This window comes from Comamonas brasiliensis, from assembly GCF_018292285.1.
In the GTDB taxonomy this organism is placed as follows: domain Bacteria; phylum Pseudomonadota; class Gammaproteobacteria; order Burkholderiales; family Burkholderiaceae_C; genus Comamonas; species Comamonas brasiliensis.
This window is the reverse complement of the sequence record NZ_JAANES010000002.1, coordinates 259,173-279,568: the sequence shown is the minus strand read 5'-3', so window position 1 is coordinate 279,568 and position 20,396 is coordinate 259,173. Positions and strand designations below refer to the sequence as shown.

Here is a 20,396-nt window from a genome sequence, read left to right as displayed (position 1 = left end):
GGGCCAGCAAACTGGCTCTGTCAGCGGTGTGGAAAAGGGGGAAGCGGTTAGGGCGCTAGGTGCGCGGCGGGTCGGGCGGTATGCCTGCGAACAGGTCGCCCGTTACCGGCTCGGTGTGCTCGGGCACATGCTCTGCAGACCGCGCCACATCCATCTGGGTACGTACCAAGTCACGGCGCACATGGGTGGATATGGGCAGGTTCACTGACGGGTCAGGGGTGGCGCTGGGGGAGATCGTGTAGTGAATCTCCATGACTGCCTTGAACGTATGGCCGCACTCGTAGTTGGTGCAGCAATAGATGAAGGTGCGAGTCAGCGCGCTGGTTTCAAAGCTGGTGCGCGAGTTGCAAGGCGACTTGCAATGCGGGCAGCGCAGCCGGGTTCTGTCACGCGGAATGCTCTTGGGCTTGGTTTCCAGAACAAGCGGCGGCTGCTTCTTGGCGGGCGCCTGAGCTTGTCCGTTCGCGGTGTTACAGCCTTGCCCGGTTTGTCCCACAGCCTGAGACTCCACCACGCCCATGCTGACCTTACGCACGCCTACGCCCAGGGCAGCCTGCGCAAAACTACGATGCGCCTGCAGACCGGGCTCTGCATTGAAAGGATCGTTTTCGACCATGGGCACCTCATTCATAGCTGACAGCACCCACAGCGGGCGAGGGCACAGCGCGCTGCTGTATGCGTTGGCGGTAGATCGGCATGCCCATGCGAAACACGGCCCGCGCAAAGTTGCCGGGGCGGCGCGATTCGTTGCGGGCCATTTCTTCGACATCGGCCTGTTCAGCGGGTGGCAGGCGCATGGCAATCGGCTTTTCATTGACCAGACCACTGGCGGCCTGCCAGCGGCTGCGGGCGGGCTGGGCCACATCGGCCTGCAGCGTCAGAAAGCCTTGCTCGCGGTACACGGCCAGACCCAGCAGGTAGACCATGCGGGCAAAGTTGCCTGCAGGGCGGTCCTCTGCGCGGGCCAATTGCAGCACTTCGTCCAGCTCTTGCTGGCCCAGGCGTATGGCGATGGGCTTGTTCACAGCCGATACGACCAGATGCGTATGCGGTGTGATGGTCTGCTGGTTGTGAGTGGTGGTCATGTACGTTGAGCTGGGCTGTTGCAGCTTGCAGATGGAGCGGATAGAGGCAAATGCGCTACACCACAGGAAGCCGCATCAATGCGGCTGCGAGCTTCATTTTTTGAAGCATCCAAGCGTGAGCAGCCCTGTGTATCCGGCCGGTTGCGCTTCATCACCCTGTGCGACGCATGTGCCAGCCTTATGGATGCCGTCCCTGGCAGCTCGGCAACTTGCCAGCCACACGTTGTTATGCGCAGCTGTCTGACGGCACAATGAAGCAATACAACATCAAACCCGGAGAGGCAGGAATGCAGACAAAGCTCCTGGAGGGGGTAGCTCCACGCGTTGACGACCAGCACATCATGGCCATGGTCGAAGCTCAATCCCATATCGAGTGGCGCGGAACTGGTAAGGACAGAGTTATTGGCCTTCGCAACGAGTCGGGCCAGATCTACCGGCACGTCATTGCCAGTGGCATGGGTGAGTTCATGCACTTGATCTCTACACTGGAAGCCATCAATTTGCAGGAGCAGCTTCTGGACACGATCGGAATGCGTGAAGAATGCGACGCCATCTTTTCCTGACCTGCCAGCCGCTGCACGCAACGCCGCAGGTCGCATGCTCTTGCGCACGAGCTTGAGGGTGTAGCGCTGCACGGAAGAACCACCGGTACAGCGAGTTCCTCGATTTGCACACGCACGGCCTGCCGGGGTGGTGATGGTGGTCATGTACGATGAGAACTGAGATTTACAACGTAACTGCATCTTCGCTCACAAAAGTGAGCGTGTCAATACATCATGGATGAATTTTGTGAGCTTATAGGCGAGCGAATCAAAGAAGAGCGCTTTCGCCTGGATATGCCACAGCTTGCATTTGCAGAGGCATGCAATGTCTCGAGAGGTGCTTTGCTCAAATGGGAGAAAGGCGAAGCCACCCCAAATGCTGGCGTTTTGGCGCTAATGGCCGGTCTTGGTGTAGATGTGCTCTATGTGGTCACGGGACAGAGGGCCAATGCATCGGAAAGCACGCTTGCGCCCGCTGAGCGTGAACTGCTGCAAGCGTGGCGCAATGGCTCGCCAGATGGACGCAGCGCACTTGAAGCGATGGCCCGAGTTATTTTTCTCCCGAAAGAGACTTAACTAAGAACTGACTATGCAGCTGACGGTCCGGAGAGACTGCAGCTCATTCAAGAGGGGGAGTGCAATGCTGGTTTTAGAGAACACTCGTTTAGCACGGCGAGGTCTTTTCACAGCCTTGGGCGTTGCTGTATTGGGTTTGCTCGTAGGTTGCTCGCAGCAGAACGGCAGCAATGCCGGGGGAAGCCAACAAGCGCAGCTGGATGAGGCCGGATTGATCGCCGCCGTTGGCCGCCCTGTGGTCAGCGAAACCCGCCTCAATGATGGCAAGGGCTATAGCTTTCTGACCGACAAGTGCGGCAAGAGCGTGTGCGGGCCGGAATTTGGCCTTGAATTCCGCCGCGGTCGCGTGAACGTGTATTGGGAGTTTTTCAGGGACGACGACGGCGAGACCTTTGAAGTAAAGAACGCCGAAAACTTGCAGTTGGCCGCTCAGGTATTGACCTATGCGCTTGGCGAGGACGCCGCACGTCAGTTGCTGGAAAGCGTCAAGAACGGCGATCCTGTCCGGGACGGCAAATTTGCCGGCAAGCGCGTTGGGCTGACCACCGGCCCCACTTCAACGCTAGTGCAGATATTTCTCTGAATCTGCTTGGACTAGCCCACTCCAGCATAAATCTTGCTGCCGTCTGCTTTTAGGTCGAACATAAGCGCAAAAGTCAATAGGCGTTTATATATTGAAGTGACACACATGGTTACAATGAGCCGCGTGGCTTCTGATGCTGGTATTGTCAACACAATTGACCAAAAGCTCATGCAAGGTAATACGTTAGAAAATCAGTATGTTGATATATCTTATTGATTGCAACAAAATTGTAATTCAACAGAAGATTATATTTGTACAGGGTGGTATATGAATGATGTTGTTTTGAGTGAAGATAATAGTCAGATTGCTCCTGTGTATGAAGCAATGTTGACATCTACTAATAATGGCGAGAGTCCGTATATAATGCATATCGGATTAAGAGTTTTAGATCATTTGGGTATTCGTCTTTATAGCAATGCTGCTGCAGTTTTGTCTGAAGTCGTCGCAAATGCATGGGATGCTGACTCTGATTCAGTAAAAATAAAGTTGCAACCCCAGATGATAGAAATCATTGACGATGGCATAGGAATGGATCTTGCCGCAATCAATGAGAGATTTCTTACCGTTGGGTATGACAAGCGGAAGAAAGAAGGCACTAAGTCTCCTCGTGGACGAGACTATATGGGAAGAAAAGGGATTGGTAAACTCTCTCTCTTTTCAATTGCAGATACTGTTGAGATTCATACATCTAAAAATGGACAAAAGCATGGTTTCAGAATGTCCGTTCCTGATATTGAGGAAGCAATAGAAAAGAAAGAGCCATATCGTCCAATTCCAATTTCTTATCTGGGAGAGGAAAGAGGCACGAAGATAATTTTAACGAATCTAAAGACCCATAGAGTTAAAAATACTTCTAATGCTCTCGTCAAAAGAATAGCAAGGCGATTTTCTATTCTTGGTACTAAAACTCCGGGGATTGGGCCATTTGATGTCATTATTGATAATCACCATGTGAATGCAAGTGATCGTGATGATCTAGCAAAAATTGAGTTTCTATGGGAGTTCGGAAGTGAGCACTCTGAAATCGTTTCTGCGTGTGAAAATATTAAATATAAAGCTACTATTAATGATGTAGTTAATGTTGATGGTCAAGAGTGGAAAGTTCGTGGATGGCTGGGTACAGCGGCACGTCCCAAAGATTTGCGAACTGACGAGTCTGGTTCGATGAACGGCGTGGTAGTTATAGCGCGCGGCCGTCTGATTCAAGAAAACATTCTTGATAGGCTGGGTTTCAATCGACTGCTTGTTAATTATTTGGTTGGTCAAGTAGAAGCCGACTTTCTTGATATAGATACCAAGGAGGATATTGCTACAAGCGATCGGCAGCGTTTAATTGAAGATGATGTTCGTTATCTCTCATTGGTATCTTTCTTGAGGCAGTCCTTATTGAGTATTTCAGAAACTTGGACTCAAAAAAGAAATGAAGTGCGTGGTCAAGAAGTGCAGGAGAAGGTTCCACCTCTTGCGAACTGGATTGAGTCTTTGCCAGAGGGGCAAAGAACTCCTGCTAAATCAATGCTCGGGGTTATTCAAGGCATTGAGATTGAGAACGAAGAGGAGCGCAAGGATCTCTATAAAGCCGGAGTTTTAGCGTTCGAGCGTTTGCGTCTGAAGGAGGCAAGTCATCAGTTAGCAAATCTTGAAGAACTGACAGCGAGGAATCTACTCCCTCTGCTATCCGATCTATCTGCTCTGGAAGGATCAATGTATCGTGATATTGTTAAGCAGCGTTTAGGTGTTATTGCGAAGTTCAATGGCCTCGTAAATGATGACGAAAAAGAGAAAGTCTTGCAAGAGTGTCTCTTTAAGCATATGTGGTTGCTCGATCCAGGATGGGAGAGAGCGACGGATAGCGAGAAAATGGAACAAACACTAAAGAAAGAGTTTGATATATTTTCTTCATCACTCACGGAAGAAGAGAGTAAAGGTCGTATTGATATTAGATATAAAAATAATGCTGGTCAACATATTATTGTCGAACTCAAACGTGCAGGAAGAAAATTATCAACTTTGGAGCTCGTTGCTCAAGGTATGCTTTATCGCGATGGTTTGGAAACCTGCTTGAAAAAGCAGCATGGGCCGGATTACAATACCAATATTGCTGTTGTTTTTGTCTTGGGTCAAGAAGTCAAGGAAATGCCTAATTTGGATCGAATAAAAGGATTTCTTGCGCCTATCAATGGTCGGATAGTTTATTATCAACAATTAATTGATTCAGCACAGCAGTCTTATGGGGAATATTTGAGCCGCTCGGAGAAAGTGGACTCAATTGATGCAATTCTTAAAGAGTTAAAATGATAAAACCGGCTTTTGCCGGTTTTATCATTTTACGCCGCTCAGAAAGGCCTTCCCGATGCAATAGCCTAATTTCGGGGGTACTGCATTTCCAATCATCTTGCCTAGTTGCATTTGATAAATTTTCTCATCGTCAGCAATAAATTTGTAATCAGCAGGAAAGGATTGGATGATGGCAGCTTCCCGTGGCGTTATGGTGCGATCTTCTGTGGGGTGCCCAAATCGGCCAGTTCCAAAGTTGAAAAACTGCGTTGTCATTGTTGGAGCAGGTTTGTCGAGCTCCATTCTTGAGTAGACACTGCGATAACTCTCTCCGGACTCCTTTGTGTGGCAATTCACACGTAGATCCTCAGGCCAATCAAGCCAGCTACCCCCTGGTTTAGATGCTCGCATTCTTTTCATGTTGATCGGTGTCAGATTGCGGGCAATGTGAATACGGTCATTGGGATCTTGCTGACCAGCTTCGAGCTTTGCCATGTCCTTGAGTGCTTGGCGCACAGTGACAACTTCAGATTTCGGAAAATCCTTTGCCGTGGGGACGGCTCCAATGCGAGATGCCATAAGAACCAAGCGCTTTCGTGTCTGAGGGACACCAAGCTCTTTGCAATTCACTACATCAAACCAAACCTCATAGCCTTCTGCTCTAAGTGTGCCAACAAAGGCCTGAAAAGGCGTATGCATGCGCACGCGAGGCACGTTTTCCATGGTGACCAGCTCAGGGCGCGTTGATTTGACAAGGCGCTCGAAATGATTCAACAGAAAGTAGCGTGGGTCAGCTGCTCCAGGCTCCTTTTCAACCTTCTCTTTTTTGGCTGCGGATGCTGCGGTGGAGAACGGTTGGCATGGGGCACAGCCAGCCAGCAGACGAACTGCCCCCTTACTCCACAGCTTGTTCAAATCATCCGCTTTGACATTGACAATGTTTTCGTGGAAAAACTTTGCGCCTTCGTTATTTTTTTCATAGGCATAGCGACAGGACTCTTCAATGTCGAAGCCTGCCTTCACCTCAATGCCCGCGTCAATGAGGCCTCTGGTGAGGCCTCCTGCTCCGCAGAACAGATCTATTGCTTCGATTCTCATAGGGCGAAAGTTTAGGCAAAAAACAGAGGCATGTCGATGTCTAGTGGCAAGCTTGCACCACTACAAAAAATGACTGGATTTTTTCAGCCCTAGTTCGCCTCATCACCCCCATCCACACCTTCACTCTGCTGAGTCTCCAGCGTTAGCTGGCTGATGTAGCCGCTGTTGCTCAGACTGTGGCGCACGGCAGTGACCATCCATACGGTTTCATCGATTTGCTTTTTCCAGCCGCTGACGATCACCGGCCGCTGGGGCATGACATCGGCACGGCCATAGGCCAGGGTGATGTCAAAGGAGTAAATGCCGCGCTGGATGCGTAGCCATTCGGCGCGGGCTGCGGCCAGGGCGTCCGCCTCATTGGCATAAGTCTGGCGAAGAGTCTTGGCCCGGCCGCTGATGCCTGCCACCACGCTGGAGCGGGTTCCGCGCTTGATGTTGTTATAGAAGGCTTTGACGCCGCTGTACGAGTCACGGTCTGAGCGTGCCCAGCGGTGCTGGTCGCCTGCATCGCGGGTGATGGTGACGGGCGGCAGCTCTCTACCGCTGGGCGTGCGGGCCTTGCGTGCCTGGCTAAAAAGCAGCGTGCCGTTTTTGATGTTGCACAGGCAATCCATCTGCCTGCCCAGGCGGCGCAGAAACGACGCGTCGGACTCCTGCGCCTGATCGGCGTGGCCAATCTTGCGCGCGGCAATCTCCTTATCAATGCTGACCTTGAGTTTGTTCTGCGCACCGATGCTCTGCACGATGGTGCCCACGGTGGTCTTGTGCCAGCTGCGGTCCTTGAGGGTGCGCAGCTCGTCCAGCATATTGGCCGCACGGCCGCGCAGGGTGATGGTGTCGGGTGCGCCGCTGTATTCCACGGCCTGGATGGTGTAGCTGCCCTTATCCACCAGCCCCAGGGGAAAGCCGCCCATTTCGTCGGCTGTTGGCGCCCGGTAGGGGCCGCTGCCAGGACTGAGCTGCCAGCCTATGGCCACGGTCATGGGGTCGCCGGTTTCGGGCAGCTCCACGGCGCCGTCATGGTCGCTGATGACGATTTCCACCTCATCGGCTTCACCGTCGCGGTTGTCGGTGATGTTGAGGCTGACCAGACGCGGTGCGAAGCGGTCAGAAACGTCCTGACCCTTGACCGTCACACGCCAGATGGGCGTGAGCTGCAGGAACAGGCGGCGGTTGTTGCTGCCCGTGGTGCTGGCCGTGGGCAGGGTGGCGCGGATGTCGGAAATATCGCTCATGGCCTTGCCTTTAACTCATGCTCACGGCGTCGGATGTTTCCAAGTCGCCCATTTCATCGGAATAACCGTCTTGACCCTCATCGTCCTGGTCGATGCGGCGCAAGGTCAGGCTGAATTCAATCTTGCGGGCGGTGCCGTCCACCTCAAAGAAGGTTTTGGTTTCCTGCATTTCGGTGATGACATAGGCGCCGTAAATGGTGCCGCTACCTTCTACCAAGGCCCAGGCCAAGCCGGTGTTACCCATGCGGCGCAGCTCGTCCAGGCTGGCGGGTTTGCCCTTGAACTCGGGGACCATGCTGCCGCTCATGGTGATGATGTCCTCGCCATAGCCCAGGTATTGCGAGGTATCGCGCCCGCCCACAATGCTTTGCGTTGGGTGCTTCCAAGAGGTACGGCGCTGCAGCTCTTGATACGAGAGGGTATCGAGGCTGAAAACAAAGAGGCCGAGACACATTTGCATGGCGGTCAATTCCAATCTGTAAAGCTGCTTTGCAGGCGTGCGGCCTTGGCGCGGTCGCGCTGCTCGATGACCCGCTCCACTTCCCTGCCAATGGCCTGCAGGTCCATCCCGGGGGCGGCATGAATCTGGATGGTGATGGTGTCGCCGTGGATCACCGTGGCAGGACGCGCAACTGCCGGCGCCGGGGTGGCCAGCACCGGGCGGCGGTCAATCTGCACGGGGTCTGCCTGGATCGGCAGCGCTTGCTGTGCAATCGCTGGCAGTTGCTGCAGAGCGGGCAGCAGTGGCTGGGTGACGGCAGGCAGCGCTTGCTCCAGCACAGGCCGCAGAGGCATGGCCTGCCGTGCGACGGGCGGCAGTTGCTGCAGCACAGGCGCCAGCTGCTGCGTGATTGCCGGTAAGGCTTGCGCCAGGACCGGCTGCACAGGCATGCGCTGCTGCAGCATGGGCTGCAGTTGTTGCATCAAGGGCTCCACCGGCTGGGTGAGTGCAGGCAGCGCCTGGGGCAGCACCGGCTGCAGCGGCATGGGCTGCCGTGGCAGTGGTGGAACCTGGGGCGCTATGGCCTGCAACGGAACCGGCTGTGGCGCCACAGGGGCAACCTGGGCCACCGTGGCCTGCAAAGCCATTGGCTGCTGCAGCATGGGTTGAGCCTGGGCCACCACCGGCTGGGTGATCGGCGGCAGGACGGCTGGCAATGGCCGGGACGCGCGCGGCAACTCCTGAGAAATTGCGGGCGGTGTGGCTTGTTCCCATTGTGGCGCCGCGATGACCGGAGCCGCCAGAGAAACACCGGCTGCCATGGCCATGGCTGCAGCCGATTGACGCACCATGCCCACAGTGCGATCAATGCCGATTGCTGCACCCTCACCCACGTTGACGCCCGCCGCCATGAACACGCGGCTAGGACTGTGAATGCCCAGCTTTTCCTTGAACCAGCCAATGGCCGAATCCGCGGCACCGCCCACGGCTTCGCGCACCATGGCCAGCTTGCTGGTGATGCCGTTGACAAGCCCCTGGATGATGTTGGAGCCGAACTCGCTAAAGCGCGCGGGCAACTCAAAGCCGAAGTAGCTCATGACGCCCGCGAAGGCTTGATAGAAGAGGGCCAGCGGGCTCCAGTTCATGATGGCCGCACCGATATTCTGCAGCACCGCAGGGAAGGACCCACCCAGAGCAGCCCAGGCCGCGCGGGCACCCTCCACCATGGTGTTGATGGCGCTCAGGAACAAGTCTTTCAGCGTGCCGCCGATGGACAGCACCGCATTGCGCAGCAGTCCATACATGCCGAAGGTGACAGCGTTCAGCCCGGATTCAGCGGTTTGCCAGATGCCTGCAAACAGTGCACCCCACTGGCCTGCATTGAAATAGCCCTTGAACTCTTCCCAGCGCCGGGCCACGTTGTAGATGACTGTGCCAAAACCCAGCAGCGCAGCGGTGATGGGGAAAGCACGCATCGGCAGCGTGAGCAGACGCAAAGCACCGGCCGCAGTGCCGCGCAGCAAGCCCAGGGCCCCCGACGCTGTGGTGAAGGACGCGCGCAGCCGCATAAAGATGCCCGCTGCACCGCCCATGCCTCGGAACGCACTGCCCAGCGAGCCCGACAGAACCGACGAAAGGCCGCGCAGCGCTATGGTGAGCCCCATGGTCTGCATGCCCATCATGCGGAACAGAAAGCGCATCAGCAGGAACTTGCCAGCGATCAGAGCCAGCGGCACCAGCAGCGTGCCCAGCACCACCATCAGACCGGCCAGCACGGCCATGGTGCGGGCAATGCCTGCGGTCAATGCCGGGTGTTGCTTGATCCAGCCGCCCACGCTGCTGGTGATGTCGCCAATGGCTTTGATGATGTCTTTGGCATCGTCCTTGATGGTGTCGCCGACCGCCGCCATGACATTGGTGAAGCCGCCTTGTGCGGAGTCCAATACATTGGTCAGCGTTGCCAGTTGCTGATCCACACGCTTTTGAAGGTCGGCCTGGGCTTGCATTTTGGCCACAACTTCATCGTAGCCAGCCTTGCCCTTGCTGATCATTGTGTCCAGCGCCTGCATAGTCTCGCTGTCATCACCAAACAAGTCTTTGATGACAGAAAGCCGCTTTTCCGTGGTAAGTCCGTTGAGCTTGCTCAGCTCTTTATACATCTGCTCGATCGAGCCAAACTCACCCTTGCCATTGGTGAAGTCCAGTTTCAGGCTGATGCCTTTTTCTATCTTCAGCCCGTCAGTGACTTTCTTGATCTTGTCGGTGTTCATGGCCGACTGAAAGATTTTGCGGAAGGCGTTGCCTGCGGCTTCGCCTTTCATGCCCGTCTGATCCATCATGACCAGCAGAGGGGCCAGCATCTTGCTGGCTTCTAGCCCGTCCTTGCGAATGACGTTCATGATGGGCGACATCTTGGTAAAGCCCTGCAGCATGTTCCCAGAGTCCACGCCCAGGTAGAAGGTGCGCTGGATCATGTCCATCAGGCCCAGCATGTCTTTCTCGGTGGTGCGCGTGGCGTCCTGCATCTTGGCCGCGAACTCGGCAGCTGCGGTCACAGGCATGCGCAACTGCACGCCCAGCAGTGCGGCGGCCTCTCCCGTGCCGCCCAGAATGGACTGCGCAGACAGACCCTGCCGTCGCAGCATGGTCATCATTTCGATGAAGTCAGCAGTCGTACCCGGCAAGCGATCCCCAAGGCGTTTTGCCAGTGCATCGATCTGGGTGAACTCTGCCGACACACTGCCGTCGGATTGCATCATGCTGGCGCTCAGCTGGGTGGTGGCATCTTCCTGCTTGGAGAAAGCGCCCAGCGTGGCCTGCACCGGCTTGGCCAGGGTGCGGCCCTCGGCCACCAATCCCACGCCAGCGCCCACGGCCATGCCGGTGTGCATCATGGCTTTGCCGTGGTTGGCCTTGAGGGCTGCCATGCGTTCCTGTTGGGCCTTGAGCTGGGCCAGTGCCTGCTTTTGGCGCTCCATAGCTGCAGTGGCTGCCTCGATCTGGATTTTCTGATTGCGCGATTGCTGGCCGAGCTTTTCAGTGCTGATGCCCGCGCGCTCCAGGCGCTGCTGGTAGCCGATCAAGCGGTCCTTGCCGTTGTCGATCTTGCTGCTGAGCTGGGCAATGCCTGCCTCGGCGGTTTTGATCTGGGTGCGGTATTTGCTCAGCGTGGAGTTTGAGCGCTCATAGGCAGTCTGACTGCTCAGCAGCCGGATGCGGGCCATCTCCAGCTGGCGGCTGAATTCGGGCGTTGCCGTGGCTCCATCCTGCAATGCCCTGGTGAGCTTGCTGTGTGACTCTCGCGCGGTCTTGAGCGATGCGGCAATGTTCTTGTGCCGTTCGCGGTGCTCCACAAGGCTGGCATTGCTGCCTGCCAGCTTGCCCTGCAGGTCTTGCAGGTCGCGTTGCTGGCCACGCAGCTGGACGCGCGTTTTGCGCAGGCCGTCAATGTCCTGCTGGGCTTTTTCGAGGCCGCGCAGTTGGTCGCGGGTGGCCTTGAGTGCTGCGGCGGCATCCTTGCTGCCGGACTGAATGCCGCGCAGTGGAGCCAGGACCTTATCGCGCAGCTCCAGAATGAGGCGCAGGCGAGTGTCAGACATGGGCACCCCCTTGCGCCTGGGCGCGGGAGTGCAGAGGCGGAGTTAGTCCTTTTCGGCCAGCAGGCGCTCGATTTCGCGGGCCTGGGCGCGGTGCTCCTCGGCGCTGGTGTGCGCCCAAAGGCCAGTGGCAGCCATGATGGGCGCCAGGGCAAAGCCCAGCACGACCAGGGCGGCCAGTGCAAACAGCGCGTAGAGGAAGAAGTCGGGAGACATGGCCCATATATTACACACCCTGATGTTGGGCGCGAATGCGGGCTCGTTCACGCCATTCCATGAGGTCGGCCAGCGTCATGTCATCCACATCCGCCGGCCGCCAGTGAAAGACCATGGCCAAGTCGGCCATGGCGTCCTCTACGCAGTCAGATACTCCGCGCGGATACTCTTGCGCACGAAAAAACCCGCCACCTTGGTGCCCAGCTCGGTGATGTCGGCAGGGTCGAGCTGCGCGATTTCGTGGGGCAGCAGGGTGGGGGTTGTGATGCGGGGCAGGATCATCTGCACGGCGCCCACATCGAGCGACAGCAGCTCGGTGAGCTTGACGCCGCGCAGCTGGCCGGCCATCGGCTTGCGCAGGGTGATTTCCTTGACTTCGGTGTCGCCGCGCTTGATGGGATAGTCCAGCGTGACAACTTCCACGCCTTCGACCACGGGAGTGGCGCCTGCGCTCAGGTCTTTGGTGTCGTTTTCGTTCATGGTGATGGGTTCTCAAATAAAGGGGAATGCAGGGCGCCGGGTCACATACCGATAGCGCGGCGGATCTTGGAAAGCACGTCCTGGCCATCGACGTTGAAGACCATGCCGGGCATGTCAATCTCGATCACATCGCGCCCGTCCACGGTCAGCTTGTAGTAGCTGATGCTGATGGTGTGGGTGTGTTCGGTGTCGTCGCCTGCCTTGGCGTCGCCGGGGTCGATTTCGCGCACACGCCCGCTGACCAGAATTTCCACTGCAGTGACCACAGCGGTGCCGTCGTCTTCATAGGCGCCTGCAAAGCGCCACTGGTTGGCGTTGTGGGTTTTGCCGCCGAAAGCGCGGTAGCCGTCCAGCAGGAAGCCGCCCGCCTTGAAAGACAGCTCCAGCTTTTCCAGGCCGAGGTCTACCTCGATGGGGCCATGCATGCCGCCGCCGCGCCATTCCTCGACCTTGCGCACGAGTTTGGGCAGCGTCACGCTGTCGATGAGCGCACGCCACACGTTGCCGTCGCCAAAGAGGTTGAAGTTTTTGAGTTTGAAAGGCAGTGCCATTGATGGGTGCTCCTATGGTTTCAGGCTCAGGCCTGGATGGCAGCCGCAAACTCGGCCAGAAAGTCGTCCGTGATGGATTGCTCGAAGATGAGGTTTTCCAGCGGCGGCACGGGCGTGTAGCGGTAGCTGATGAGCAGGCGGCCCGCAGCGAGGTCTTCCTTGCTGTTGCGGTCGGGGTCAAAGTAGGCCTCGGCGCCGATCAGGTAGCCACCGCCCACGAGGTCGCGGAAGCGGCTATTGATGTAGCCCAGCATGTCGCGCACCAAGCTGGGGTGCATTGGCTTGTCCACGAATGCAAAGTGCGCCTCGGCAATCGTGTCGGCCAGCACCTGGGCCGTGCGGGTGTAGTTTTCAAAGGAGAACTTGCCGCCTTGTTCCTCGCAGGTACGCGAGCCCCAGAAGCGGTAGCCGCTGCGGCGGATGATGGTGGTGACTTCCAGGGCGTTGAGGTAGCCCGCATCGCTGGCAGGGTTCTGCAGGTCGAAGAACACGGGCACGGTGATGCCCTCGGGGCCGTTGATGACGGCATTGCTGATGTTCTTGTGCCAGCCCACTTCCTGGTCCAGCTTGGCGCGCAGGCCCAGGGCGTAGGCGGGGGCTGCCAGGGTGACGGCCGCGCCTGTGGCCTCGGCGCCGCCTGTGTTGTCCCAGGCCATGAAGTTGGGCCACAACACCATGACTTCGCGCTGGCCGAATTCCTTGCGGTAGTTGGTGGCCTCTTCCTTGGTTTTGGCATAGCCGCCCGTGGCATCGCGCGCCGCCACATAGGTGAAGGCACGCAGGGACTGCGCAGCGGTGGCCAGGGCATTGGCCACGGCCTTGGTGTCCAGCTCGGGGGCGCCGATGATGCGGGGCTTTACGCCCAGCTCGGATTCCGCCGCCAGCAGTGCCTGGATGCCGGTGCGTTGGCCGGTGGCAGTCACGGAGCCGATGACGTTGGATGTGGTGGCTGCGATGTCGGCACCTTCTTCCACACGCACCACGATGGTCAGGGCGCGGGATTGGCCGCTAATGGCCGTCAACGCTTTGGCAAGGGTGCCACCTTTGCCAGCCTTGCCAATGCCGCCCGCAGGATTGGTGAGCAGCACAGGGGTGTTGATGGGGAATGCCTCGTCGTCGGCGTCCGGCGCCGTGGCCACCAGACCGATGACGGCCGTGGACACCACGCGGATGGCCGCGCCCGTGCCCGTAGTCTCGATGACGCGGACGCCATGGTGATATTCAGTTGCAGCCATGTGGCTTCCTTTGAATGAAGGGGATGGAAGGGGGGAAGGTGCTCAGGCGGCAGCGTTGGCAGAGGCCTTGCCGCGCTTGCCCTTGGGCTGGCCGGAGGCGTCCTGGCTGGCATTCGCGTCAGCCTCAGCGGGGGAATCGGCGCTCTCGGCGCCTCGGGTGTTGGCCTGGACTTGCACCTGGGCCTGCAGCTCATTGAAGAGAGGGGCCACTTGCTTGTAGGGACGATCTGCCACGCAGCTCAGGATGAAGTGGGCGGCTTCTTCCGTGACGGTCAGCGTCACGATGTTGGGGTTTGTCGATTGAGACATGGGCTTTGCATAGGGGTGGGTTGCTGGTCCCCTATGGTTGCGCCCGGTGCCCGAATGAGCCAGCGCGGCCCGTTGTGGCGGTGACTTGCACGTAACCGGCCCGCACCCTGGGCCTGATTTCGCTACACCGCTACGCCTACGGCATAGACAAACAACTCATCCAGATCACTTTCCGAGAGCTGCAGCAGTTCGGCCATGGTCTGCATTGCCGGGCTGCCCCGCTCCCAGGTAGTCGCGTGTTGGTAGCCGATTTTTACGGTGTAGCGCTGCACCTCATCGGGGATGTGGGCGATTGCGGCCAGCACATCGTCCTCGGTGATGCGCTTGATGGCGAAGAGTGCCACCAGACCCTGCGCAGGGCTGCAGACCTTGGGCTTTTCTGGTGGCGGGATTTCGGGTGGCCTAGGGATGTCTTCGAGCTTCCAGGCTCCATCGACGCGCCGCCAGCAGGTTACGCCCGGTTCATTGCGATAGGGCGGCTCATCTTCATAAGCGCCTCTTGGGATGAGGAAGACGCCTGGCTCAAGCGGGCTTTCATAGGCCTCGGTGATGCCGATGAAGTAACCCAGTTCGTTGGTTTGAAAGACAGGTTTGATTTTCATGTCGATCCTTAGAGGTATTTGATAACGCCGAACAGGGCCACGTTTCGGGGGCGTGACATGTTGACGAATCCAATGGATGACGCCTCGACAAACTGCAACGCATGGCCGCCTGATGTCAGGTTGGACGCATACATAACCAGCGGATAGGTTCCCACCCATCGGTCCGAGATTTCAGACCAGTACAGATAGCTGTTGTCGCCAGGGGTCACGAGGTTGAAGCCTGCAATGCCGCCCGAGTCGTCATGCACGACAGGGGAGCCGGATTGCCATGAGCCGCATGCCCGGCTAGGGTCGATACCGCGAGCGTCATCCCAGAAGCGCGGGAACTCGCCACGCAAATCGGGCAAGTTGAATGTGGTGCTGCCATTGCCCGCGCCGTACAAGGTTCCAAGCACTGCAAACAGCTTGGCGTAGGTGGTGCGGCTGACCGCAGAGCCATCGCATTTCAGATACCCGGCAGGCAGCGCAGAGGTGGAAAACATGATGACCGTCCCTGTGGGAACGTGGTCGCTCAAGGTGTCCGCCAAGCCTTTCGGCGTCACCGCCCGCGCAAGATCGGTGCCCGCTTTGACTTCTACCGTAGTGGCCAGCTCGACAACGCCCGCGACAGTTTCTGTAGCTGCATCCACCTTGTGGGTGTGGCTGGTGGTGCTGACCGCGTTGGTGGTCGCGCCGTTCAGTGTGCCGGGCGTGCCCATGGTGAGCGTGCGGTCTGCGGTGAGATTGCCGCCGCCCGTCAGGCCATTGCCCGCCACGATGTTGCGCGCCGCCAGGGCACCGTCCGTGATGCCGTAGCCTGCCAGCGTGGTGGGCTTGCCGGTGATGCTGCCCCAGGCCGGAGTGACGGTGGCGGACCCGGCCGCCGTCAGCCGCCCCTGGGCATCGACGGTGAAGGTGGGGGCGGCCGTGGCGCTGCCATAGCTGCCCGCCGTCACAGCGGTGTTGGCCAGCGCAATGGTGCGATTGGCAGATAGGTCACCGCCACCCGTAAGGCCTGTGCCTGCGGTGATGGTGCGCTCGTCCGTCAGACTCTTGCGCCATGCACTCCAGCCGGTGTTATAGCGGGAGCGGGTCCACTGGTCGCCGTTGTTGTAATGGGTGTAGGTCTGCGTGCTGATGGACGCACCGTCCCCAATCACCAGAAGCGTGCCAGCTGCCGCCACCGGGTAGTTGCTGCCGCCCGTGGCGTTTGCATTGGTGCTCTGCGTGTAGATGCCTCGGCTCGTCACCGTGTTGAGGTCCACGCCGCTACCCAGGGCCGATGCCATGGTGACGGCAGCACCATCGCCCAGGTCGGCCACGTTCAGGCTGACCAGATGGGTGTGGCTGGTGGTGCTGACTGCGTTGGTGCTTGCGCCAGTTAACGTACCGGGCGTGCCCATGGTGAGGGTGCGGTCTGCCGTGAGGTTGCCGCCGCCCGTCAGGCCATTGCCCGCCACGATGTTGCGCGCGGCCAGGGCACCGTCCGTAATGCCGTAGCCTGCCAGCGTGGTGGGCTTGCCGGTGATGCTGCCCCATGCCGGGGTGACAGTGGCGGACCCGGCCGCCGTCAGCCGCCCCTGGGCATCGACGGTGAAGGTGGGGGCCGCTGTGGCGCTGCCGTAGCTGCCCGCTGCCACTGCGGTGTTGGCCAGGGCAATGGTGCGGTCTGCAGTCAGGTTGCCGCCGCCGCTCAGTCCAGTGCCTGCGGTGATGGTGCGCGCCGCCAGGGCGCCGTCCGTGATGCCGTAGCCCGCCAGCGTGGTGGGCTTGCCGGTGATGCTGCCCCAGGCAGGGGTGACGGCGACGCTACCGGCAGCCGTCAGCCGCCCCTGGGCATCGACGGTGAAGGTGGGGGCGGCCGTGGCGCTGCCGTAGCTGCCCGCCGTCACAGCGGTGTTGGCCAGCGTAATGGTGCGATTGGCAGAGAGGTCGCCGCCGCCCGTGAGGCCTGTGCCTGCGGTGATGGTGCGAGCAGCCAGAGCCGCGTCCGTGATGCCGTAGCCCGCCAGGGTGGTGGGCTTGCCTGTGACATCGGCCCAGGCCGGGGTGACGGTGGCGCTATCTGCAGCAGTCAATCGGCCTTGAGCATCGACCGTGAAGGTGGGTACTGTCGTGGCGCTGCCATAGCTGCCCGCCGTCACGGTGGTGTTGGCCAAGGCAATGGTGCGGTTTGCAGTCAGGTTGCCGCCACCTGTGAGGCCGGTGCCGGCCGTGATGGTGCGAGCGGCCAGGGCGGCGTCCGTGATGCCATAACCTGCCAAGGTGGTGGGCTTGCCGGTGACGCTGGCCCAGGCCGGGGTGACGGTGGCGCTACCGGCCGCCGTCAGCCGCCCCTGCGCATCGACGGTGAAGGTGGGCACTGCCGTGGCGCTGCCGTAGCTGCCTGCCGCTACTGCCGTGTTGGCCAGGGTGAGGGTGCGATTGGCGGCTAGGCTGCCGCCGCCTGTAAGGCCCACGCCTGCCGTGATGACTGTGGCGGCCAAGGCTCGCGCGTTGAAAAGCGTCTTGACGCTGGCCGCCGTGAGCGCTCGGACAGCATCTGTCAGGCCGTTGGCCTCGGCTTCGGTGGCCAGCTCCACCACGCCCTGGCGGTCAGTGGTCGCCGGTGGGTTGATGAAATTGGTTTCCCCGAACTGCAGCGTGCTGATGTTCACGGAGCCGTCCAGCACGCGCAAATCGGTGGACAGCAGGAAGATGGACGCCGCCGACTTTTCCAGAATCACAGCGGCTTGGCTATAGGTGCCCAGCAGCACGCCGTTGTCGAGGTACAGGCCCAGGCCGCGCACGGTATAGGTCTGGTTGCCATCGTCGCGGATGGTGACGTGGATGGTGTCTTTTGCCACGACATCCCCGGCAATGGTGGTGATGCGCTTGATTTCGTTGGGGATGGTGGTCAATGCCTCGGTGGGCGTGAAGGCAGTGGCGGTCACGCCGACGCTGACCAAGGTGCGCGCCAAGGTCCCATTCTGGGCGGCGTTGACAAGCGCCTGCCGCCCTGCAGTGGTGAGTTTGAAGATGATGGCCATAGGGTGCGGTTGAGGTTGCCTTGAGGTCAGCCCACATCCATGTCAAGCCGCGTGTATGCAACGGGCCTGCCCACACATGCGAGCTGGATAGATGCTTGGGCACTGAGTCCCTGGATGAAGGTGAAATGGGAGCGCAGCGGCTTGACGCGCGAGACTTCGGCCATAACGTCCTGCACGAATGCGGCACTGGCTTGCTCGCCGTCCTGGCCGGTCATGGTGAAAACCAGCTCAAAGGTGTGCGGCGCGCCTTTGGGGGCGGTTTGCCACCATTCACGGATGCTGATGGCGCCGCCGAAGCTGGCAACGGTGTCGCGCACGCTCTTGAGGGTGCCGCGCTGCCGCTGGACCTGGATGGCATTGCGAACCAGCGCCCGCTTGATTGCCTCGGGCCATTCGCTGCGCCAAGCCTCTACACCCATGGCCCAGGCGAGCCAGGGCAGATATTCCAGCGGGCAGGTGTCTGGGTTCCATAGCGCGCGGTGCGGCTGGTCGATAGCGTCAAAGTGCTTGACCATGACCGACTCGGCGGCCCGGTCCAGCGGCGTGGCATTGGGTGGAAGCAGTGAATCAGCCAACGATGCCCCCGTGCGTCACGTTGATGGCGGTACACCAGCTGGCCTGCGTTTCACCGACAACCACATCCGCGGTCGGGCTGGTCAGCTCCACACGGTCCACGCCCTCGATGTGCAGGGCGGCATAGATGCCGGACAGGGTGGGGCGCCGGCCGATGCGGTGCATGGATTCGGCATAGGCAATGACACGCTGCTGAGCGGTGGTCAGGACGCTGGACGAGTCCGGCCCCGGCAAGGTGTAAATCTTGGCGGCAATCTGGTAGTTGACGATGGTGGCCGCCTGGACGATCACCTCATCCGTGAGCGGGCGGATGTCGTCCGCATTGACGGCGGCCGACACGGCATTGAGCAGGGCTTGACTGGGCACGCCGCTACCTACTCGGGAGAGCACGGAAACGACGACACGGCCCGGCGTGGGGCTGGTGGCCGCTGCGTCCAAGACTTGTCCGTCTGCGGTCTTGGCATGGAAGACATAGGCGCCCACAGGCCCGGCCACGCTGTAGCCGCGCGGTGCCAGCTGGATGCGGGCGCGGAATGTGTCGTCATCCTCATAGACGGCCGCCACGGGTGGAATGGCTGCAGGCTGGGCAGGAACGATGACAAGGCGCACGACGCCAAAGAAGGCGCCGAGCTGGTCCAGGTCGCTGCCACCGGCATAGGCCAGCATGACGGCGTGCGCGCTGTCGTTTCTGTCGCTGCGCTCGATCACTAGCTGCATTGCCAGGCGCTCCAGCCACTTGGTCAGTGGCTCGGACTCCAGGGCAAGGGTGTCGCTGAAGGCAGAACGGGCCTCTGCGGGCATGGCCGCCACAAGGTCGGCCTTGAGCGCGGCAAGAATGGTTTCAAACTCCGGCACCACCACCACGGCGGGCGCCGGCAGCTTGCTCATGTCAATGATTTGGGCATTGCTCATGTGCTGGCACCTTGGGCGGGCTGAATGCTCACGGCTTGGCGGCGTGTGGATGCCTGCCCACGGTCTTGGCGCTCCAGTTGCATGACTGCCCGGCCGCTGGAATCAAAGCCGAGAAATGCACGGCGCAGGCGCGTGCGGGGCTCGTGCTTCATGATTGCCTGCGCTGTGGCCGCCTGCAGCCGCAGGATGTTGGCGGGCGTCATGGGCTGGTCGACGAGCTGCGGGATGAAGCTGCCATAGCCCCGGCGCATGACGCGCGAGCCGATGGGCGTGGTGAGAATGTCCGTGATGGACTGGCTGATGTGCGCGGCGTAGTCGATGCGGCGGCCGGTGTTGACGTTCATCATGCTGCGCCCCCGATGGGTCCGCCGCTGTTGCCGCTACCCGTCTGCACGCCACCATGCGGGTGGTAACGCAGGCTGACACCGCTTGCAATCACATCCTGAGTCGTGCGCAGCGTACCCTGGATTTCGGCCGCACCGTTGGCGCCCTCGGCAGTCCCACTGCCGCGCATGCCGCCCTGATAAGTCAAAGAGCCTTTGACAAGGCAGTGGCCGGTCATCGTGACCTGGGGGCTGTCGATGGTGACGCTGCCCGGTGCCACCAGCTTGGCGGTGCCACCGCCGGGCAGAGTGACCACGAGAGCATGGGCCGCGTGGTCGTACTCGATCACGGCGCCGTCCGGGTATTTGGTGATGGTCTTATTGGGGTCGCTGCTGGGCGCTGGCTTGCCGGTGCTGTTGAGCCCGACGATGACCACGGCCGCGCCCAGGTCGCCGCTGGGGGACAGCACGGTGGCTTGTTCTCCCGCGGTGGGCGGGTTCCATGTGGTGGTGCCGCCTGCACGGGCCTCGTGATAGGGGCGCCAGTCCGTGACCAGTTCACCTAGCGAGACACGCACAAGCGCAGGCTTGCCAGAGCCGCCGTGGTCCACGGAATGGATGGTCCCCACGCGGATCATGTTGTGCAGCAAGCGCTGCATATCGCCAATGACGAGGGCCGGATCAGAATTCATGCAGCCGACTGTGCCGGGCCGGGTGCAAGTCTGCGAGCTATGGGCGTTGTGGCGGTCTCGA

The 20,396-nt window shown here is 59.7% G+C and carries 22 protein-coding genes; 4 read left to right on the top strand and 18 right to left on the bottom strand.

The features are described 5' to 3' along the window. Positions 1-55 precede the first annotated feature (55 nt). Together DJFAAGMI_RS09705 and DJFAAGMI_RS09700 are read right to left on the bottom strand one after the other, a co-directional pair. Complete coding sequence (locus DJFAAGMI_RS09705) at positions 56-616, bottom strand: Ogr/Delta-like zinc finger protein (RefSeq protein WP_211456983.1); 561 nt, start codon at positions 614-616, stop codon at positions 56-58. A gap of 7 nt (positions 617-623) precedes the next feature. Beyond that, positions 624-1,085 (bottom strand): hypothetical protein, encoded by a 462-nt coding sequence (locus DJFAAGMI_RS09700; RefSeq protein ID WP_211456982.1) that lies wholly within the window; start codon positions 1,083-1,085, stop codon positions 624-626. Positions 1,086-1,336: 251 nt separating this feature from the next. Here DJFAAGMI_RS09700 and DJFAAGMI_RS09695 point away from each other — a divergent pair, with 251 nt between their 5' ends. The 4 genes from DJFAAGMI_RS09695 (at position 1,337) to DJFAAGMI_RS09680 (ending at position 5,084) form a co-directional block, all read left to right on the top strand. Continuing rightward, entirely contained in the window at positions 1,337-1,648 is a 312-nt protein-coding gene (locus tag DJFAAGMI_RS09695; RefSeq protein ID WP_249334125.1) for a hypothetical protein, read from the top strand. Positions 1,649-1,861: 213 nt separating this feature from the next. After that, positions 1,862-2,203 (top strand): helix-turn-helix domain-containing protein, encoded by a 342-nt coding sequence (locus DJFAAGMI_RS09690; protein ID WP_211456981.1) that lies wholly within the window; start codon positions 1,862-1,864, stop codon positions 2,201-2,203. 64 nt (positions 2,204-2,267) lie between these two features. Then, positions 2,268-2,786, top strand: a complete 519-nt coding sequence (locus DJFAAGMI_RS09685) for a hypothetical protein (RefSeq protein ID WP_249334123.1) — start codon at positions 2,268-2,270, stop codon at positions 2,784-2,786. Between the two features lie 267 nt (positions 2,787-3,053). After that, a complete protein-coding gene (locus DJFAAGMI_RS09680) occupies positions 3,054-5,084 on the top strand; it encodes a BbrUII/HgiDII family restriction enzyme (RefSeq protein ID WP_211456980.1) in 2,031 nt (676 codons plus the stop codon). Between the two features lie 24 nt (positions 5,085-5,108). Here the strand turns inward: DJFAAGMI_RS09680 and DJFAAGMI_RS09675 are convergent, their stop codons facing one another. The 16 genes from DJFAAGMI_RS09675 to DJFAAGMI_RS09600 all read right to left on the bottom strand — a co-directional run bounded on the left by DJFAAGMI_RS09675 (position 5,109) and on the right by DJFAAGMI_RS09600 (position 20,335). Continuing rightward, complete coding sequence (locus DJFAAGMI_RS09675) at positions 5,109-6,161, bottom strand: DNA cytosine methyltransferase (protein ID WP_211456979.1); 1,053 nt, start codon at positions 6,159-6,161, stop codon at positions 5,109-5,111. An 89-nt stretch (positions 6,162-6,250) separates the two neighbouring features. After that, positions 6,251-7,396, bottom strand: coding sequence for a contractile injection system protein, VgrG/Pvc8 family (locus DJFAAGMI_RS09670; protein ID WP_211456978.1), 1,146 nt, complete (start codon positions 7,394-7,396; stop codon positions 6,251-6,253). A 10-nt stretch (positions 7,397-7,406) separates the two neighbouring features. Beyond that, on the bottom strand, positions 7,407-7,856 hold the full coding sequence (locus DJFAAGMI_RS09665; protein ID WP_019044047.1) for a phage tail protein: 450 nt from the start codon (positions 7,854-7,856) through the stop codon (positions 7,407-7,409). A gap of 5 nt (positions 7,857-7,861) precedes the next feature. Continuing rightward, positions 7,862-11,437, bottom strand: a complete 3,576-nt coding sequence (locus tag DJFAAGMI_RS09660; RefSeq protein WP_211456977.1) for a phage tail tape measure protein — start codon at positions 11,435-11,437, stop codon at positions 7,862-7,864. 42 nt (positions 11,438-11,479) lie between these two features. Continuing rightward, on the bottom strand, positions 11,480-11,650 hold the full coding sequence (locus DJFAAGMI_RS09655) for a hypothetical protein (RefSeq protein WP_211456976.1): 171 nt from the start codon (positions 11,648-11,650) through the stop codon (positions 11,480-11,482). Between the two features lie 10 nt (positions 11,651-11,660). Next, positions 11,661-11,780: a GpE family phage tail protein gene (locus DJFAAGMI_RS09650; protein ID WP_003051665.1), complete on the bottom strand. Its 120-nt coding sequence runs from the start codon at positions 11,778-11,780 to the stop codon at positions 11,661-11,663. Between the two features lie 8 nt (positions 11,781-11,788). Continuing rightward, positions 11,789-12,130 carry a phage tail assembly protein gene (locus tag DJFAAGMI_RS09645; RefSeq protein ID WP_249334121.1) on the bottom strand — a complete coding sequence of 114 codons (342 nt, stop codon included), beginning with the start codon at positions 12,128-12,130 and terminating at the stop codon, positions 11,789-11,791. A 41-nt stretch (positions 12,131-12,171) separates the two neighbouring features. After that, a complete protein-coding gene (locus DJFAAGMI_RS09640) occupies positions 12,172-12,681 on the bottom strand; it encodes a phage major tail tube protein (RefSeq protein WP_211456975.1) in 510 nt (169 codons plus the stop codon). A 26-nt stretch (positions 12,682-12,707) separates the two neighbouring features. Further along, the gene (locus DJFAAGMI_RS09635) at positions 12,708-13,916 is read right to left on the bottom strand and encodes a phage tail sheath subtilisin-like domain-containing protein (RefSeq protein WP_211456974.1); all 1,209 of its coding nucleotides are present in this window, start codon (positions 13,914-13,916) and stop codon (positions 12,708-12,710) included. Between the two features lie 42 nt (positions 13,917-13,958). Further along, a complete protein-coding gene (locus tag DJFAAGMI_RS09630; RefSeq protein WP_211456973.1) occupies positions 13,959-14,225 on the bottom strand; it encodes a hypothetical protein in 267 nt (88 codons plus the stop codon). A 122-nt stretch (positions 14,226-14,347) separates the two neighbouring features. Next, a complete protein-coding gene (locus DJFAAGMI_RS25040) occupies positions 14,348-14,827 on the bottom strand; it encodes a hypothetical protein (RefSeq protein WP_249334120.1) in 480 nt (159 codons plus the stop codon). An 8-nt stretch (positions 14,828-14,835) separates the two neighbouring features. Then, on the bottom strand, positions 14,836-17,766 hold the full coding sequence (locus DJFAAGMI_RS25035) for a tail fiber protein (protein ID WP_249334118.1): 2,931 nt from the start codon (positions 17,764-17,766) through the stop codon (positions 14,836-14,838). Positions 17,767-17,861: 95 nt separating this feature from the next. After that, positions 17,862-18,410 (bottom strand): phage tail protein I, encoded by a 549-nt coding sequence (locus tag DJFAAGMI_RS09615; RefSeq protein WP_211456972.1) that lies wholly within the window; start codon positions 18,408-18,410, stop codon positions 17,862-17,864. Beyond that, a complete protein-coding gene (locus DJFAAGMI_RS09610; RefSeq protein WP_211456971.1) occupies positions 18,403-19,320 on the bottom strand; it encodes a baseplate assembly protein in 918 nt (305 codons plus the stop codon). Before DJFAAGMI_RS09610 ends, DJFAAGMI_RS09615 begins: the two co-directional genes overlap by 8 nt. Beyond that, positions 19,317-19,667 carry a GPW/gp25 family protein gene (locus DJFAAGMI_RS09605; protein WP_211456970.1) on the bottom strand — a complete coding sequence of 117 codons (351 nt, stop codon included), beginning with the start codon at positions 19,665-19,667 and terminating at the stop codon, positions 19,317-19,319. Before DJFAAGMI_RS09605 ends, DJFAAGMI_RS09610 begins: the two co-directional genes overlap by 4 nt. Next, positions 19,664-20,335, bottom strand: coding sequence for a phage baseplate assembly protein V (locus DJFAAGMI_RS09600; protein WP_211456969.1), 672 nt, complete (start codon positions 20,333-20,335; stop codon positions 19,664-19,666). Before DJFAAGMI_RS09600 ends, DJFAAGMI_RS09605 begins: the two co-directional genes overlap by 4 nt. Positions 20,336-20,396 lie beyond the last annotated feature (61 nt).